Source organism: Tardiphaga sp. 37S4 (assembly GCF_021044645.1).
Taxonomy (GTDB): domain Bacteria; phylum Pseudomonadota; class Alphaproteobacteria; order Rhizobiales; family Xanthobacteraceae; genus Tardiphaga; species Tardiphaga robiniae.
In genome coordinates, this window is the sequence record NZ_CP088008.1 from 2,891,431 (window position 1) to 2,907,998 (window position 16,568).

General features: G+C 61.9%; 16 protein-coding genes. 10 read left to right on the top strand and 6 right to left on the bottom strand.

Translation table 11 applies throughout. The annotated features are described in order from the left end of the window. Window positions 1–13 precede the first annotated feature (13 nt). The 3 genes from LPB73_RS14110 (at window position 14) to LPB73_RS14120 (ending at window position 2,979) form a co-directional block, all read left to right on the top strand. On the top strand, window positions 14–1,774 hold the full coding sequence (locus LPB73_RS14110) for an ATP-binding protein (RefSeq protein WP_089267173.1): 1,761 nt from the start codon (window positions 14–16) through the stop codon (window positions 1,772–1,774). Between the two features lie 90 nt (window positions 1,775–1,864). Next, complete coding sequence (locus LPB73_RS14115; protein ID WP_116661008.1) at window positions 1,865–2,443, top strand: peroxidase-related enzyme; 579 nt, start codon at window positions 1,865–1,867, stop codon at window positions 2,441–2,443. Window positions 2,444–2,469: 26 nt separating this feature from the next. Beyond that, window positions 2,470–2,979, top strand: coding sequence for an MgtC/SapB family protein (locus tag LPB73_RS14120; protein ID WP_120291040.1), 510 nt, complete (start codon window positions 2,470–2,472; stop codon window positions 2,977–2,979). On the opposite strand, the gene LPB73_RS14125 is transcribed toward LPB73_RS14120, so the two are convergent. Beyond that, window positions 2,940–3,566 (bottom strand): ParB-like protein, encoded by a 627-nt coding sequence (locus LPB73_RS14125; RefSeq protein WP_089267171.1) that lies wholly within the window; start codon window positions 3,564–3,566, stop codon window positions 2,940–2,942. The genes LPB73_RS14120 and LPB73_RS14125 overlap by 40 nt on opposite strands. A gap of 175 nt (window positions 3,567–3,741) precedes the next feature. On the opposite strand from LPB73_RS14125, the gene LPB73_RS14130 reads away from it, so the two are divergent. The 7 genes from LPB73_RS14130 (at window position 3,742) to LPB73_RS14160 (ending at window position 9,697) form a co-directional block, all read left to right on the top strand. Next, window positions 3,742–4,089: a hypothetical protein gene (locus tag LPB73_RS14130; RefSeq protein WP_175367367.1), complete on the top strand. Its 348-nt coding sequence runs from the start codon at window positions 3,742–3,744 to the stop codon at window positions 4,087–4,089. 189 nt (window positions 4,090–4,278) lie between these two features. Then, complete coding sequence (locus LPB73_RS14135) at window positions 4,279–4,560, top strand: acyl carrier protein (RefSeq protein WP_002711294.1); 282 nt, start codon at window positions 4,279–4,281, stop codon at window positions 4,558–4,560. A gap of 9 nt (window positions 4,561–4,569) precedes the next feature. Continuing rightward, entirely contained in the window at window positions 4,570–5,043 is a 474-nt protein-coding gene (locus tag LPB73_RS14140) for a 3-hydroxyacyl-ACP dehydratase FabZ family protein (RefSeq protein WP_093758902.1), read from the top strand. Continuing rightward, complete coding sequence (locus tag LPB73_RS14145; protein ID WP_231080930.1) at window positions 5,036–6,238, top strand: beta-ketoacyl-ACP synthase; 1,203 nt, start codon at window positions 5,036–5,038, stop codon at window positions 6,236–6,238. The genes LPB73_RS14140 and LPB73_RS14145 overlap by 8 nt, the downstream gene beginning before the upstream one ends. A 116-nt stretch (window positions 6,239–6,354) precedes the next feature. Further along, window positions 6,355–7,635: a beta-ketoacyl-ACP synthase gene (locus LPB73_RS14150; RefSeq protein ID WP_089267167.1), complete on the top strand. Its 1,281-nt coding sequence runs from the start codon at window positions 6,355–6,357 to the stop codon at window positions 7,633–7,635. A 104-nt stretch (window positions 7,636–7,739) separates the two neighbouring features. After that, entirely contained in the window at window positions 7,740–8,762 is a 1,023-nt protein-coding gene (locus LPB73_RS14155; RefSeq protein WP_089267166.1) for a zinc-binding dehydrogenase, read from the top strand. Continuing rightward, window positions 8,762–9,697 carry a lipid A biosynthesis lauroyl acyltransferase gene (locus LPB73_RS14160; protein WP_231080931.1) on the top strand — a complete coding sequence of 312 codons (936 nt, stop codon included), beginning with the start codon at window positions 8,762–8,764 and terminating at the stop codon, window positions 9,695–9,697. Before LPB73_RS14155 ends, LPB73_RS14160 begins: the two co-directional genes overlap by 1 nt. Before the next feature lie 3 nt (window positions 9,698–9,700). Here LPB73_RS14160 and LPB73_RS14165 read toward each other — a convergent pair whose 3' ends face one another. From LPB73_RS14165 to LPB73_RS14185, 5 genes are all read right to left on the bottom strand, one after another. Next, the gene (locus tag LPB73_RS14165) at window positions 9,701–10,813 is read right to left on the bottom strand and encodes a polyamine ABC transporter substrate-binding protein (RefSeq protein ID WP_231080932.1); all 1,113 of its coding nucleotides are present in this window, start codon (window positions 10,811–10,813) and stop codon (window positions 9,701–9,703) included. Window positions 10,814–10,822: 9 nt separating this feature from the next. Next, window positions 10,823–11,977: an aminotransferase gene (locus LPB73_RS14170; protein ID WP_231080933.1), complete on the bottom strand. Its 1,155-nt coding sequence runs from the start codon at window positions 11,975–11,977 to the stop codon at window positions 10,823–10,825. A gap of 7 nt (window positions 11,978–11,984) precedes the next feature. Beyond that, entirely contained in the window at window positions 11,985–12,317 is a 333-nt protein-coding gene (locus LPB73_RS14175; RefSeq protein ID WP_231080934.1) for a rhodanese-like domain-containing protein, read from the bottom strand. Between the two features lie 168 nt (window positions 12,318–12,485). Further along, window positions 12,486–14,408: a potassium transporter Kup gene (locus LPB73_RS14180; RefSeq protein WP_231080935.1), complete on the bottom strand. Its 1,923-nt coding sequence runs from the start codon at window positions 14,406–14,408 to the stop codon at window positions 12,486–12,488. 124 nt (window positions 14,409–14,532) lie between these two features. Continuing rightward, window positions 14,533–16,434 (bottom strand): potassium transporter Kup, encoded by a 1,902-nt coding sequence (locus tag LPB73_RS14185; protein ID WP_089267162.1) that lies wholly within the window; start codon window positions 16,432–16,434, stop codon window positions 14,533–14,535. Between the last annotated feature and the right edge of the window lie 134 nt (window positions 16,435–16,568).

A 16,568-nucleotide genomic window follows, 5' to 3' on the forward strand; every position in this document is an offset into this window, starting at 1 on the left:
CGCGAATTCATCAATGACCAGTTTAAACGCAGCGGCGTCGTTCGGGCGCATTATCTCAGTTCGCGGCTCGCTGGCCCGGGTCGGCTTGCTCGCCGTGAACCCGATGACACCCTCGGAGATGCGCGGCACCGTCGGCCGCTTCGTCAGCATCCGTTGCGCCTCCTCGACCATCATTGCCATGATCACGGAAGTGTCCGCTGAGAACATGCATGCATCGGACATGTATATCGCCAGTGCCTCGGTCGATCTGCTCGGCGAGATCATGGGGCACGGAGACAAGGCCAAATTCCAGCGCGGCGTCACCAACTATCCCACCATCGACGACATCGTCGATCTGATCAGCAATCACGATCTGCGCACGGTCTATGCGCCGTCCGGCTCCGAGCAGATCAACGTGGGCACGCTGCAGCAGGACAAGTCGGTCGCCGCTTATGTCGATGTCGAGGAAATGCTGAGCAAGCATTTCGCGGTGCTCGGCTCCACCGGTGTCGGTAAATCCACCGGCGTGTCGCTGCTGCTCAATGAAATCCTGAAGTCACGCCCACATCTGCGCATTTTCCTGCTCGACGTGCATAACGAATATGGCCGCTGCTTCGGCGATAAGTCGCTGGTGCTGAACCCGCGCAATCTGAAACTGCCGTTCTGGCTGTTCAATTTCGAGGAGATCGTCGACGTGCTGTTCGCCGGTCGCCCCGGCGTGCCCGAAGAGCTCGAAATCCTCTCGGAAGTCATCCCGATCGCCAAGGGCGTCTACACGCAATACCAGAACGCCGACCGCATTGGCCTCAAGCGCATCGATCCCAAGACCATCGGCTACACCGTCGATACGCCGGTGCCTTATCGCCTGGTCGATTTGATCTCGCTGATCGACGAGCGCATGGGCAAGCTCGAGAACCGCTCGTCGCGCATCCAGTATCACAAGCTGATCTCGCGCATCGAAGCGGTGAAGAACGATCCGCGCTACGCCTTCATGTTCGACAACGCCAATGTCGGCGGCGACACCATGGCGGAAGTGATCAGCCATCTGTTCCGCCTGCCCGCCAATGGCAAGCCGATGACCATCATGCAGCTCGCCGGCTTCCCCGCGGAAGTGGTCGACTCCGTAGTATCGGTGCTGTGCCGGATGGCATTCGATTTCGGCCTGTGGAGCGACGGCGCCTCGCCACTGCTGTTCGTCTGCGAGGAAGCGCATCGCTACGCCTCTGCCGACCGCAATATCGGCTTCGGCCCGACCCGCAAGGCAGTGTCGCGCATCGCCAAGGAAGGCCGCAAGTACGGCGTCTATCTCGGCCTCGTGACGCAGCGTCCGGCAGAACTCGACGCCACGATCATTTCCCAGTGCAACACACTGTTCGCCATGCGTCTCGCCAATGAGCGCGACCAGGCGCTGCTGCGCTCCGCGGTGTCGGATGCCGCTGCCAACCTGCTGTCCTTTGTGCCGTCACTCGGCACGCGCGAAGTGCTCGCCTTCGGTGAAGGCGTCGCATTGCCGACCCGCCTGCGTTTCAAGGAAGTGCCGCCGCACCAGCTGCCGCGCTCCGAAGCCACCATCGCGACAGTGCCCTCGGTCGCCGCCGGTCACGACATGCAGTTCGTCAGCGCGGTGCTGGAACGCTGGCGCGGCGCCACCTCGCATCGCGAGGTACCGAACGATCCCGGCTTCATCGAGCGGCCGCTGGCAACGCCGAGCCGCAGCGTCGAAGCCCCGATGCTGCAACCCTCGCTCGGCCTCGATCCGGATCGCTTCTCGCTGCTCAAGAAGCCGCTACGTTAATCGCATCGGCATGCATTGCCGCAAGCGCTTTGCGGTGACGGCGTGATCGCCTATGGTCTCGTGAAACAGAAACGTTCACGGGAATGCCAGATGACCCAGCCGATTGCGAAACGCTTTCCGACACCCGCCCTCGACAAGCTGCCCGAGGACATCCGCACGCGCATTATGGGCGTGCAGGAAAAGTCCGGCTTCGTGCCGAACGTGTTCCTATCGCTGGCCTATCGCCCCGACGAATTCCGCGCGTTCTTCGCCTATCACGACGCGCTGATGGAAAAGGACAGCGGGTTGACCAAGGCCGAGCGCGAGATGATCGTGGTCGCGACGTCAGCCGCCAACCAGTGCCATTATTGCGTCATCGCGCATGGTGCGATCCTGCGCATTCGCGCCAAGAACCCGACCATCGCCGACCAGATCGCCGTCAACTACCGCAAGGCCGACATCACGCCGAAGCAGCGTGCGATGCTGGATTTCGCTATGAAAGTGAGCCGGTCCGCCGAGACCATCGGCGAGCAGGATTTTGCCGAGGTCTCCGGCCACGGTTTCAGCGACGACGATATCTGGGACATCACCGCGATCTCGGCCTTCTTCGCGCTGTCGAACCGGATGGCCAATGTCACCAACATGAAGCCGAATGACGAATTCTATATGATGGGCCGGCTGCCAAAGTAACGGCACGGGTTTAGAAGGATCTCGCATTGCTCGACTGGTCGGACATCATCCTACGTCTCGGCATCGCCGCCCTGGTTGGCGGAGCCATCGGCCTCAACCGCGATCTGCACGGTAAGCCCGTCGGCGTACGCACGCTGGGGCTCGTCAGCCTGGCCACTGCCATGATCGTGGTGCTCGCCGATCCGCTCGGCAAAGGCGGCTTCACGGATGCCGGGAGCCGGGTCATTCAGGGCATACTCACAGGCGTTGGCTTTCTCGGTGCCGGCGTGATCTTTCATGCCGAGCGGCATTTCCGTGTCCGCGGCCTGACCAGCGCCGCCTGCGTCTGGCTGACCGCCTGTGTCGGCATCATGTGCGGCGCCGGCCATTGGCGCATCGTCACCGTCTCGGTGGTGATCGCCTTCCTCGTGCTACTGCTTGGCGGAAGGATCGAACGTGCCCTGCATCGCGTGCTCGGCGGCAAAGGCGATCCCGCGTCGGTTCCGATGGATGCGCCTCAGTCGTCGGACGCCGGTCCGCACCAGCCCGGCAAATAGATCGCATCCTTGCTTTTGGCGATCGCCAGCGCTTTCTCCAATGCCTTGGCGAAATCGGCGTCGATCTCCTTGGTGGAGAGCCGGCTGCGAAACAGGTCCGCCCACAGGAATTCGCTGAACGGCGTGGTGTCCTTGGCATAGCCGCCGGCGCGGCGAATTTCGCCGGCCAGGCTGCGGAACGGATCGTCCTTCAGGCCCGTGACCGATTTCGGAATGTCCTTGAATTGCCGTCGCTCGCCCTTGGCGTCATAGGGATAGGCCCAGCGGCGGTGATCGAGCACACCCCAGAAGGCTTTCATATCGACCATCGTGAGATCCGCGATCACGGTGACGAGCACATCCTTCACGCCTTCATCATGCAGCGCACGTGCGAGATGATGGTGATCGACCACGTAATGGCGCTGATCCGGCCCCAGCACCACGGGGATCATGTGCTGGCCGAGCAGTTCGGCCTGTTTGCGCTTGGACTTATGCGCGCGCCAGCGTTTGCGCTTCTCCTTCACCTCGCGCATGCCCACCGTCATCTGCGTTGGCCGCAGCGACAGGATCGGGACCGGATGCAGCAACGGTTCGCGTGTGTTCGGCATATGGCCTCCCATATCTGATGCCTGTCCGGAACGAACTATGGCATGGCCGCTGCGCCTATGCGGATCAGTTCCACGTCATCTCTGACGATTGCCGCATCCGTGCCATGCGGACTTTATCTGCGCGAAGCGGCCGCCTCGTGGTACACTGCGACATTGCATGCGCAGACCCACGACGATGAAGACCCAGCAGCCGATTATCAGAGAGGATGACGAGCACCGCGTGCTTCGCTTCGTGCCGCGCACCTCCGACACGCTGCCACACCATCCCACCGCTCCTGCCGACCAACCGCGCCGCCGCCAAACCACCGGCGCCAGCGACCTGTCCCGCTATCAACAGGCACAGGACGACCCCGACGACTTCCGCCACCGGATGCTGGCCAATAGCGCAGCCTTCGGCTTTACGGTGATCCTCGTAGGTGTCGGGATCTGGCTCGCGGTCAGCATCGCGGATCTTCGCAAAACCCAGGATTGCGTGTTGATGGGCCGCCGGGACTGCGCCCATATTGTTGCGCCGCACGGCTGAGGCGCGCCAAACCCTCTTTCCACAGCCCACAGCGGCTGGTGAGCGGGCGCTCAACTGCATTGAACTGCCGCCCCCGCTCCGATATACGGGCAATCGACTCTATACGGCGGACCGGGACTGCCCCGGGGCGAAGCCCTGTCTTTGCGCGCGCCGATCGAACATTATCTTCAATATATCAAAGGCTTAGTAATGTCCTCCACATTCGATCAGGTCGCTACAATCATCGCCGAGACTTGCGACATTCCCCGCGACACGATCACACCGGAAAGCCACGCCATCGACGATCTGGGGATCGACAGCCTCGACTTCCTGGATATCGCTTTCGCGATCGACAAGGCGTTCGGGATCAAGCTGCCGCTCGAAAAATGGACCCAGGAGGTCAATGACGGCAAGGCGACCACCGAGCAGTATTTCGTCCTGAAGAACCTCAGCGCGCGCATCGACGAATTGGTCGCGGCCAAGGGCGCGTAACGCCCCGCCATGAACCTCGAATATTTTCACCTGATCGACCGCATCACCGACCTCAATGTCGGCGAACGGACGATCACGGTCGAAGCCAACGTTCCCGAGACCAGCACCATCTTCGAGGGACACTTCCCGGGCTACCCACTGATGCCCGGCGTGCTGCTGATCGAGTCGATGGCGCAGACTTCGGGCTGGCTGCTGATCGCGCTGATGAAGTTCGAGCGTATGCCCTTCCTCGCTGCGGTGAAGGAAGCAAAGATGCGTACCTTCATCACGCCCGGCACGAAGCTGGACATCAACGCCAGCGTGCTGCACGAAGGCGACGGCTTCTACATGACCACTGTCAAGATCAAGGTCGACGGCAAGCTGACCTGCAACGCGCAGCTCACCTTCAAGACCGTCCCGTTCCCCCATCCGGATCTGCGCGGGCACATGGACATCGTGGCCGAGCGCATCGGATTTCCCCTACAGGCAATCACCAATGGCTGAAACCCGACCGATGACATCCGAGCCGGTGGAAGCGTGGATCACCGGCATTGGTCTCGCAACGTCATTGGGCGAAGGCCCTGACGCGCATTGGGATGCGTTGAACAACAAGCGCATCAATGTCGATGAAACCGGCTTCGCTCCGAACATCGTCCACCCCCTCGCGCCGGTCTCATACGACGCGCAGATACCCAAGAAGGGCGATCAGCGTCAGATGGAAGCCTGGCAGCGGATCGGCACCTATGCCGCCGGCCTCGCGCTGGATTCAGCTGGCGTCAAAGGCAACAAGGACATCCTGTCGAGGATGGACATGATCGTTGCCGCCGGTGGCGGTGAGCGCGACCTGGCTGTCGATTCCGGTATCCTGAATTCGGAGGGCTATGGCGCTGCGACACCGGGCCTGCTCAACGAAAAACTGCTCAACGACCTCAGGCCGACTCTGTTTCTGGCGCAGCTCTCCAACCTGCTCGCCGGCAATATCGCCATCGTGCACGGCGTCACCGGTTCGTCCCGCACCTTCATGGGCGAGGAAGCGGCTGGCGTAGACGCCGCGCGCATCGCACTGGCCCGCATCGCTGACGGCCAGAGCGACATCGCGCTGATCGGCGCCGCACATAATGGTGAGCGCAAGGACCTGCTGCTGCTGTACGAATTCGACGACTTCAACCTGAAGAACAAGTTCGAAACCGTCTGGGCGCGCGAGAAGAATTCCGGCTTTGCGCTCGGCTCTGCCGGCGCATTCCTCGTCATCGAATCCAGGGCGCATGCAGAAGCGCGCGGTGCCAAGCCTCTCGCACGTCTCAAGAGCGTGGTCGCCGATCATGCCCGTCGCAAGACTCCCGGCGAAGTCACCGCTTCGCTGCAGGGGTTGTGGTCGAAGCTCGGCGCGAAGAGCGACGCTGCGATCATCACCGGCGCGACCGGCGCGGAACCCGTGACATCGGAAGAGCGCGCCTTCCTGAAGGATCATGCGGATGTCGCCATCCGCGGCACCGGCACTCTCTTCGGTCATACGCTCGAAACCCAATTCCCGCTTGGCCTCGGCCTTGCGGCGTTGGCGATCTCGCGCGGCGCAATGTTTCCGCCGAACGATTCAACCGGCCTCGAGATTGAAAAGTCCGGCAAGCCCACCCAGATTGTGGTGATCGGCGCCGGCCACTGGCGCGGCGAAGGCATGGCGCTGGTTGAAGCCATCTAGAACCCATCTGGGCTCTAGATTTTTCTTATGTTTGAGCAAGATCTTATCCGAAAACTGGCATCCACTTTTCGGGATCATGCTCAAGTTAAGCGGTCGACGCGGCCGACGGAGAGAGCATGACTGCAACGCGCGATAAATTCGGCCGACCGATCGTTGTCGTCACGGGCATGGGTGTTGCGACATCGCTCGGCGCCGGCAAAGAGGACAACTGGGCCAAGCTCACCGCTGGCGAGTCCGGCATTCGCACCATCACGCGTTTTCCCACGGACGGCATGAAGACGACGATGGCAGGCACGATCGATTTCGTGCCGGTCGAGCCGTTTTCCTCCACCGACCTCTCCGAGAAGCTCGGCGAGCTCGTCACCGAGGAAGCCATCGCGCAGGCCAATATCGGCAGCAAGGGCGACTTCCCGGGCCCGCTGTTCCTCGCGGTTGCGCCTGTCGAAGTCGAGTGGCCGCAGCGCCAGGTGTTGGCCAAGGCCGCCGGCGCCAATAGCGATATCAATTACGACACACTGCTGCGCGTCGCTGGCGGCGGCAAGTTCGTCCAGTATCACCGCCGCTTCCTGTTCGGCTCGGTTGCCGACCATCTCGCGGACACGTTCGGCACCAAGGGCTCGCCGATCTCGCTGTCGACCGCGTGTGCCTCCGGCGCGACTGCGATCCAGCTCGGCGTCGAAGCGATCCGCCGCGGCGAAGCCGATGCGGCGCTGTGCGTGGCCACCGACGGCTCGGTGAACCCGGAAGCGCTGATCCGTTTCTCGCTGCTATCGGCACTCTCGACCCACAACGACCCGCCACAGAAAGCTGTCCGTCCCTTCGCCAAGAACCGCGATGGTTTCGTGATGGCCGAAGGCGCCGGTGCGCTGGTCCTGGAAAGCCTGGAAGCCGCCACCGCGCGCGGCGCCAAGATCCTCGGCATTGTCGCCGGTTGCGGCGAACTCGCGGACTCGTTCCACCGCACCCGTTCCAGCCCGGACGGCAAGCCGATCATCGGCTGCGTGAACAACGCACTGGTGGATGCCGGTCTGACGTCGGACCAGATCGACTACATCAACGCCCACGGCACCGGCACGCCGGAAAACGACAAGATGGAGTATCTCGGCATTTCCAGCGTATTCGGTGAGCGCGCCAAGGAAATTCCGGTCTCGTCGAACAAGTCCATGGTCGGCCACACGCTCTCCGCCGCCGGCGCTGTCGAGGCGGTGTTCTCGCTGCTCACCCTGGAACACCAGCGGATCCCGCCGACGATCAATTACGATGTTCCCGATCCGGCCATTCCGTTCGACGTGGTTCCCAATACCGCCCGCGATGCACGCGTGACGGCCGTGATGTCGAATTCCTTCGGCTTTGGTGGCCAGAATGCCTCGCTGATCCTCACCGGCGAGCCCGTTTAAGGCTCCCCGGCCCCGTTGGCCGCCCCTCGCCGGTTGACGTCATGACGTGAACCGGCGATACGCAGGCCATCCGAAATCAACCTTTCTTGCCGGAGACGCGGTTCATGCGTGCGCTCAATCTTGTTGCCGATCGTGAGCTCGTCGTCGTCGACGTGCCACCGCCCCCGCCGCCTGGTGCCGGCGAAGTGCAGATCCGCGTCAAGGCTGTCGGCCTGAACCATATCGACGTCTGGGGCTTCCGCGGCATGGCCTTCGCCAAGCGCAAGCTGCCGCTGTCGATCGGCGCCGAAGCCTCGGGCGAAGTCGCTGCGGTCGGTGAAGGCGTCACCCATGTGAAGCCCGGCCAGAAGGTCGTGATGTATGGTGCGCTGACCTGCGGGCACTGCAAGGCCTGTCAGGAAGGCCGCGACAATTTCTGCGAGAATGTCGGCGGTCTCTATGGCTTCCACATCGACGGCTTCTCGCGCGAACTGATGAACATGCCGGCGCGTCTGGTGATCCCTGTCCCTGACGGCATCAGCTTCCGCGACGCCGCCTGCGCCCCGATCGCCTTCTCTACCGTGCAGCACATGCTGTTCGACAATGCCAAGCTGCAGCCCGGCGAAACCATTCTGGTCCATGCCGGCGGTTCCGGCATCGGCACCGTGGCCATCATGATGGCCAAGAAGATCGGCTGCACCGTCATTACCACCGTGGGCGACGATTCCAAGATCGAGGGTGTGAAGGCCCTCGGCGCCGACCACGTCATCAACTATCGCAAGGATCGCTTCGAGGGCGAGACCCGCAAGATCACCAAGAAGAAGGGCGTCGATGTCGTGTTCGAACACGTCGGCGCTGACACCTTCAATGGTTCGCTGCTGGTGATGAAGCGCGGCGGACGTCTGGTCACCTGCGGTTCGACCTCGGGCCCGACCACGACGATCAACCTGATGCAGCTGTTCCAACAGCAATACCGCATCTTCGGATCGTTCGGCGCCACCATGAAGAACATTGCCGAGAGCCTCGACAAGATGGCTGACGGCATGCTGCCGGTGATCGATACCGAAGTGCCGATCAGCGACGTCGAGACCGCGCTGAAGCGGATGGAAACCCGCCAGGTGTTCGGCAAGATCATCGTTCACTTCTGATGCTCCGCCTGCTGCTTCGCACCAAGGCCCGCATTCGCGATGCCCTGAAGCCTGCAGGCGACGCTGCTGTCGGCGCACTGACGATCGGCATCCTGCGCACCACGCGCTATTTCGATCCGGTCAAGACCGCCAATCGGTTTGGCAAGATCACCCAGCGCATCGGCCCGCTGTTTCGCGAAGACAAGATCGGCCGCGCCAATCTCACCGCCGCCTTCCCCGAGAAATCACCGGACGAGATCGAGAAGATTCTCGCAGGTGTCTGGGACAACATGGGACGCATTGGCGCGGAATTCGCGCATCTCGACAAGATCTGGGACTATGACCCGGCCAATCCGACCAAGCCGAGCAATGTCGAATTCTCCGCGCGCACCGGCGAGATTTTCGATCAACTGCGCGACGACGGCAAGCCGGCGCTGATTTTCGCCAGCCATCTCGGCAATTGGGAAATTCCTGCGCTCGCCGCCGTGGCCCACGGCTTGGACGCAGCCGTGCTCTATCGGCGACCGAACAGCGCCGCCGCTGACCGCGCCATTCACCAGACGCGCGCGATCAACATGGGCAACCTCATTCCGGCCAGCCACGACGCGCCGCTCAAGCTCGCGCACGCGCTGAACGAGGGCAAGCACGTCGCCATGCTGGTGGATCAATGGTTCACCAACGGCGTCCCGGTGGATTTCTTCGGCCGCAAGACCAATGCCAATCCGATGCTGGCGCGGCTGTTGCGTCAGGTTGATTGCCCGATCCACGGTGTTCGTATCATCCGCCTCCCCGATCATCGCTTCCGCATCGAAGTCTCCGAAGAGGTAAAACCGGTGCGCGATGCCAATGGCAAGGTCGACGTTCAGGGCACGATGCAGGCGGTAACGTCAGTGCTGGAAGGCTGGATCCGGGAATATCCCGAGCAGTGGCTGTGGCTGCATCGGCGCTGGCGATAACGCTCAGCGTCCTGTCTTCACCTTCGTCCATAAGCGGTTGATCACGCGCTGTGTGGCCGGATCGCGAGCCGTAATGACGAACAGCTTCTGCAGCATCGCCTCATCCGGGTATATCGTCTTGTCGTTCAGGATCTTCGGATCGATCAGCTTCTGGCTGGCGAGGTTGCCATTGGCATAACCGAGGAAATCCGAATTCTTCGCTGCAACATCGGGCCGGTAGAGGTAGTTGATCAGCTCATAGGCTTCATTGACGTTCTTTGCATCGGTCGGGATCGCCAGATTGTCGAAGAACATCTGCGCGCCCTCCTTCGGCACCGCATAACCGATCTCGACGCCGTTCTTCGCTTCATCCGCCCGCGCACGCGCCTGAATGATGTCCCCGGACCAGCCGACCACCAGACAGATCTCGCCAGTCGCCAGCGCGCTCAGATATTCCGAGGAGTGAAACTTGCGAACATTGCCTCTGATCTTGCCGACGAGATCGGCCGCCTTTTCGAGGTCTGGCTGTTTGGTCGAGTTCGGATCGAGGCCCAGCGCATTCAGCGCCGCCGGCAGAATGTCATCCGCGGAATCCAGCATATGGACGCCGCAATCCTTGAATTTCGCAAGATTCTCCGGCTTGAAGATGACGTCCCAGCTATCGATTTTTGCGTCGGGCCCGAGGATTTTCGCGACCTGCTTGACGTTGTAGCCGATGCCCGTGGTGCCCCACATGTAGTTCGCGGCAAACTGATTGCCGGGATCGTAGATCGCGAGACGCTTGGTCACCTCCGGCCAGGCATTGGCGAGGTTCGGCAGCTTCGCCTTGTCGAGCTTCTGGAACACCTTTGCGGTGATCTGGCGCTGCAGGAAATACGCGGTTGGCACCACAACGTCGTAGCCGGACTTGCCGGCCAGCAGCCGCGTCTCCAGCGTCTCGTTGGCATCGAAGGTGTCATAGACGACCTTGATGCCGGTCTCCCTGGTGAAGGCCTCCAGCACACCGGGCGCCATGTAGTTCGACCAGTTGTAGAAGTTGACGACACGCTCTGCCTTCTGGTCTTGCGCCTGCACCGGCAAGGACCACAGCAGCGCCGCTCCGACGACCCACGCGATCCCGTGCTTGCCCATGCGCATCAACTTCCCCTAGCGGCGATGAACGGCGTTGGACAGGCGTTCCAGCGCGGTATCGAGCGTTGCGTCGTTCTTGGCGAAACAGAAACGCACCACCGAGGTCACCTTGTCCTGCTCATAAAAGGCCGACACCGGAATGGCCGCGACCTTGTAGTCGTAGACGAGACGCCGGCAGAATTCCTCGTCGGTCTCGTTCAGTCCCAGCGGCGACAGATCGACGGTGAGGAAGTACGTGCCCTGCGACTTGATGACGGGAAAGCCGATACTTTCCAGACCTGCGGCCAGACGATCGCGGCTACGCGCGAGATCGGCGCGCATCGTCTTGAAGTAATCGTCGGACTTGCCGAGACCATAGGCCACCGCAACCTGCAGATTTGGCGCCGTCGTGAAGGTGAGAAATTGATGCACCTTGGCGCAGACGCGCAGGAGATGCGGCGCGGCGCAGACGAAGCCGATCTTCCAGCCGGTCAGCGAAAAAATCTTGCCGGCCGAGCCGACCTTGATGGTGCGGTCGCGCATGCCGGGAATGGTGATCAACGGGATATGCTCGTGACCATCAAAGGTCACATGTTCCCAGACCTCGTCGCAGATCGCGATCGTATCGAATTCCTGGCAGAACTTCGCCAGCAGTTCGAGATCCTCGCGCGGCGACACCACGGCCGCCGGGTTGAGCGGGCTGTTGAACAGCACGGCCTTGGTCTTGTGATTGAAGACTGCGCGCAAATCTTCTTCCGTCAGGCGCCAGTGCGGCGGCTTGAGGCTGACCAGACGGGGAATACCGCCGGCCTGACGAATGATCGGCAGATAGGAATCATAGACCGGCTGAAAGCACACGACTTCGTCGCCGGGCTCGACCACCGCAAGGATCGACGAGGTCAATGCCTCGGTACCGCCGGAGGTCACCATGACCTCCGTCACCGGATCGAGCGAGAGCTTGTGCCAATGCTGGTAATGCGTGGCGATCGCCTGACGCAGCTCCGGGATGCCCATCATCGACGGATACTGGTTATAGCCGTTCAGCACCGCATCGGCGGCCGCCTGACGGATATCGTCGGGACCGGGATGATCGGGAAAGCCCTGCCCGAGATTGATGGCGTTATGGTCGCGCGCAAGCTGCGACATCGCCTCGAACACCGTGACGGGCAGCTCAGAGAAGATCTTGTTCATCGAGCGATCAGCCAACCTTTGTCGGCAGGCCTGCGGCCTTCCATCCAAGGATTCCACCGGCGAGGTGCTTGTCATAGGCAAGGCCATCGGCCTGGGCGGCCAGCGAGGCCGTCACCGAGCGCTTGCCGGAGCGACATGCGAAGACGATCTGCTTGCTCGCAGGATCGGGCAGATCGGCGCTATCGAAGCCCGACAGCGGCACCACGACGGCATCCGGATAGGCCTCGACCGCGACCTCGTTGGGTTCGCGCACGTCAACCAGCAAATACTTGCCTTCAGTGATCCCCTTGGACACTTCCTCGGGCGTCAAATCGTGAACGGTATGAGCTTCGCCTGCCACCACAACCTCCTGCCGCCCCGGTGTCCGGAGCGAATGCGAAGGGGCGGAAACGCCCCTGTTTTCGGGCGCCAACGTCGCCTCTCGCGCGGCGAAAATCAAGCGTTGGAAGAGCTTATTGTCGGGCCTGATCCTGCCCGAAAGCCGCAAGCCCGCTTTTCGGGATCAGGCCTAGATAGTCACCTGCGTGCCCACCTCGACCACCCTCCCCGTGGGGATCTGGAAATAGTCGGTCGCGTCATTGGCAGTGCGGCTGAGCGCGATGAACAGATGGTCCTGCCAGCGCGGCATGCCGGAATGCACCGCAGGCTTCAGCGCCCTGCGCGAGAGAAAGAACGAGGTCGACATGATGTCGAACTGCCAGCCGGTCTTGCGCGCAATCGCCAGGGATTTCGGCACATTCGGCGATTCCATGAAGCCGAAGCGCAGCGTCACTTTCGAGAAGGTCGCGCTGATCTCTTCCATGCGCACCCGCTCACTGGGATCGATGCGCGGCGTTGGTGCGGTTTCGATGGTGAGAATAACGTTCTTCTCGTGAAGCACTTTGTAGTGTTTCAGACTATGCATGAGCGCCGTCGGCGCACTCTGCGGATCGCTGGTGAGAAATACCGCCGTGCCGGCCACGCGCTGTGGCGGACGTTTCTCCAGCATGGCCACGAGATCGGCCAGCGGAAACTCCAGCTTGCGCGACTTCTCGAACAGCAGGCGGCTGCCGCGCCGCCACGTATACATCATGAGAATGATCACGCCGCCCATCACCAGCGGCACCCAGCCGCCGTCGAACACCTTCAAGAGGTTCGCGGTGAGGAACGTGACGTCGATCACCAGAAACGGCACGATCAGCGCCGCAGCCGCGATCGGCGACCACTTCCAGCCGCGCCAGATCACCACAAAACCCATCATCGCAGTGACGACCATGGTGCCGGTGACCGAGATGCCATAGGCCGAGGCCAGCGAGCTCGATGACTTGAACAGCACGACAAGCACGATCACTGCGATGAACAGCAGCATATTGACGCGCGGAATGTAGATCTGGCCGGAATGCGACTCCGATGTGTGCCGGATTTCGAAACGCGGCAGCAGGCCAAGCTGGATCGCCTGCTGCGTCAGCGAATAGGCACCGGTGATCACGGCCTGACTTGCAATCACAGTGGCAGTCGCCGCGAGGATCACCATGGGGATCAGCGCCCAGTCGGGAAACATCAGATAGAACGGATTTTCCAGCGCGGTGGGATCATGCATCACCAGCGCAGCCTGTCCGAAATAGTTGATGGCCAGCGACGGCAGCACGAGAAACAGCCAGGCCAGCTGGATCGGCTTTTTGCCGAAATGGCCGAGATCGGCATAGAGCGCTTCGGCGCCGGTCACAGCGAGAAACACTGCGCCCAAGGTCACGAAGGCGATGATGCCGTGATGGAACATGAAGTAGATCGCATGCACGGGATTGAGTGCCGCTAGCACTTCAGGATGCTTCACGATCTGCGGAATGGCCGCTACCGCGATCACGATGAACCATAGGCACATGATCGGTCCGAAGAACGTCGCGACCTTCGCAGTGCCACGCGATTGCACGGCGAAAAGCGCCACAAGGATCACGATGGTGAGCGGTACAACATAGGGATCGAAGGCGGTGGTGACGAGCTTGACGCCCTCGATGGCCGAGAGCACGGACAGCGCCGGCGTAATCACCGCGTCCCCATAGAACAGCGCCGCAGCGATGATGCCGAGCATCACCACCACCGGCCCGCTCGATCCGATCGCGCGCTGAGCCAGCGCCATCAGGGCCAGCGGGCCACCCTCGCCGTTATTGTCGGCGCGCAGCAGCAGCACGACATATTTGAGCGTCACGACGATGATCAGGGCCCACAGGATCAGCGAGAGGACGCCCAGGATTGCTTCATTGTCGATGCCGGGCGCCTTGTGGCCCCCGGCCGCGACCAGCGCCTCACGGAGCGCGTAAAGCGGGCTGGTGCCGATGTCGCCATAGACGACACCGATACTGCCCATGACGAGCGAGCCGAAGCTGGCCGTCGAGTGCCCATGGGTAGGGTCCGCCGGGGATGCCGCGGCGGGAGATGCGCTATCGATGGTCATGGAAACGGCCTCGAAGACTTCTGAATCGCAGGTCTCTGAACAGCGGGGCAGCGAGGCCGTTCCCGGCCCCGATGATCACACTCCTTATAGCGCAAATCGGGGAACCGGACATGACAAAAGATGCTTAGATCGTCACCTGAGTACCGACCTCCACCACGCGTCCGGTGGGGATCTGGAAATAGTCGGTGGCGTCGTTCGCCGAGCGGCTGAGCGCGATGAACAGATGGTCCTGCCACAACGGCATGCCGGATTGCGCCGACGGCTTCAGCGAGCGCCGCGACACGAAGAACGACGTCGCCATGATGTCGAACTGCCAGCCGAGTTTACGCGCGACGACGAGCGCCTTGGGGACGTTCGGCGATTCCATGAAGCCGAAGCGCAGCTTCACCATCGAGAACTTGTCGCTGATATTCTCCATGCGAACGCGTTCGGCCAGATCGACCTTCGGCGTCTGCGCGGTCTCGATGGTCAGGATCACATTGTGTTCGTGCAGAACCTTGTTGTGCTTCAGATTATGCAACAGCGCCGTCGGCACGAATTCGGGATCGCTGGTGAGAAACACCGCGGTGCCCTTCACGATATGCGGGGGGCGCTTTTCCAGACTCTTGATGAGATCACGCAACGGCACTTCGATACGGCGCGTCTTGGTGATCAGGATCGCCGCGCCGCGGCGCCAGGTCCAGATCATGCCGGCCATCAGCACGCCGAACAGCAACGGCACCCAGGCGCCTTCCAGCAGTTTCAGGAGATTGGCACTGAGGAAGGCCAGATCGACGAACACCAGCGGCGCGATGATCGCAGCGGCAGTCGCGGCCTTCCAGTTCCATAGCTTCCAGATCACCACGAAGCCCATGATGCCATCGGCGACCATGGTGGTGGAGACGGCGATGCCATAGGCCGAGGCCAGACCGCTCGACGATTTAAACAGCAGCACCAGCAGCAGCACGCCGATCAGCAGCAAACGATTGACCCGAGGCAAATAGATCTGGCCGGCATGGGTCTCGGAGGTGAAGCGCACTTCGAAGCGCGGCAGCAAGCCAAGCTGCACCGCCTGACGCACCAGTGAATAGGCACCGGTGATCACCGCCTGGCTTGCGATCACGGTGGCAGCCGTCGCCAGCGCGATCAGCGGCAACAGCATCGATTCCGGTGCCATCCGATAGAACGGATTTTCGATCGCCGCCGGATTCGACAGCACGAGCGCGCCCTGCCCGAAATAATTGATCATCAACGCCGGCAGCACGAAGAAGAACCAGCCGTATTGAATTGGTCTGCGACCGAAATGGCCAAGATCGGCATAGAGCGCCTCGCCGCCCGTCACGGCGAGGAAGACTGCGCCCAGGGTCACCAGACCGATGGTCCCGTGGGTCAGCATGAACTGCACGGCATAGTACGGATTGATCGCCTTCAGCACCGTCGGATCATCGAAGATGTGCGAGGCGCCCATCAGCGCGAGCGCCGTGAACCAGATGATCATCACCGGCCCGAAGGCGGAGGCCACCTTGGCGGTGCCAATCCGCTGTACCGAGAACAGCACGACGAGAATCGCGACCGTGACCGGCACGACATAAGGTTCGAGCGCAGGTGCCTTGAGCTTGAGGCCTTCCACCGCCGAGAGCACCGAGATCGCCGGAGTGATCATGGAATCGCCGATGAACATCGAGGCGCCGATCACGCCCAGTACCATCAGCGGCAAGCTCCGCCGACCCAGGGCACGCTGGCCGAGCGCCATCAGCGACAGTGTTCCACCCTCGCCATTGTTGTCGGCGCGCAGCAGGAACAGCACGTATTTCGCTGTCACGACGATGAACAGCGCCCACAGGATCAGCGAGAGCACGCCGAGCACGATGACGGGCGTCACCGGCGCGCCATGCGTTGCGCCGTGTACCGCCTCGCGGAACGCGTAAAGTGGCGACGTTCCGATGTCGCCGAACACGACGCCGATACTGCCGACCGTGAGCGACCAGAACCCGGTATGAACCGGAACTTCGATCGGTCCCTCGCCTGTTGTTTCCGTAACGGCCATTCTGCTCGTAACGCCTCTGGACAATCCGGACCCGGCTATGGCGCGCCGGGCAATGCCAGTCAACCGGGACACTAGCCTATACTGCCGCAGATCGCTTATCGGGAGCGCAGCAAAAATCGGCATTGCCCAGCAAA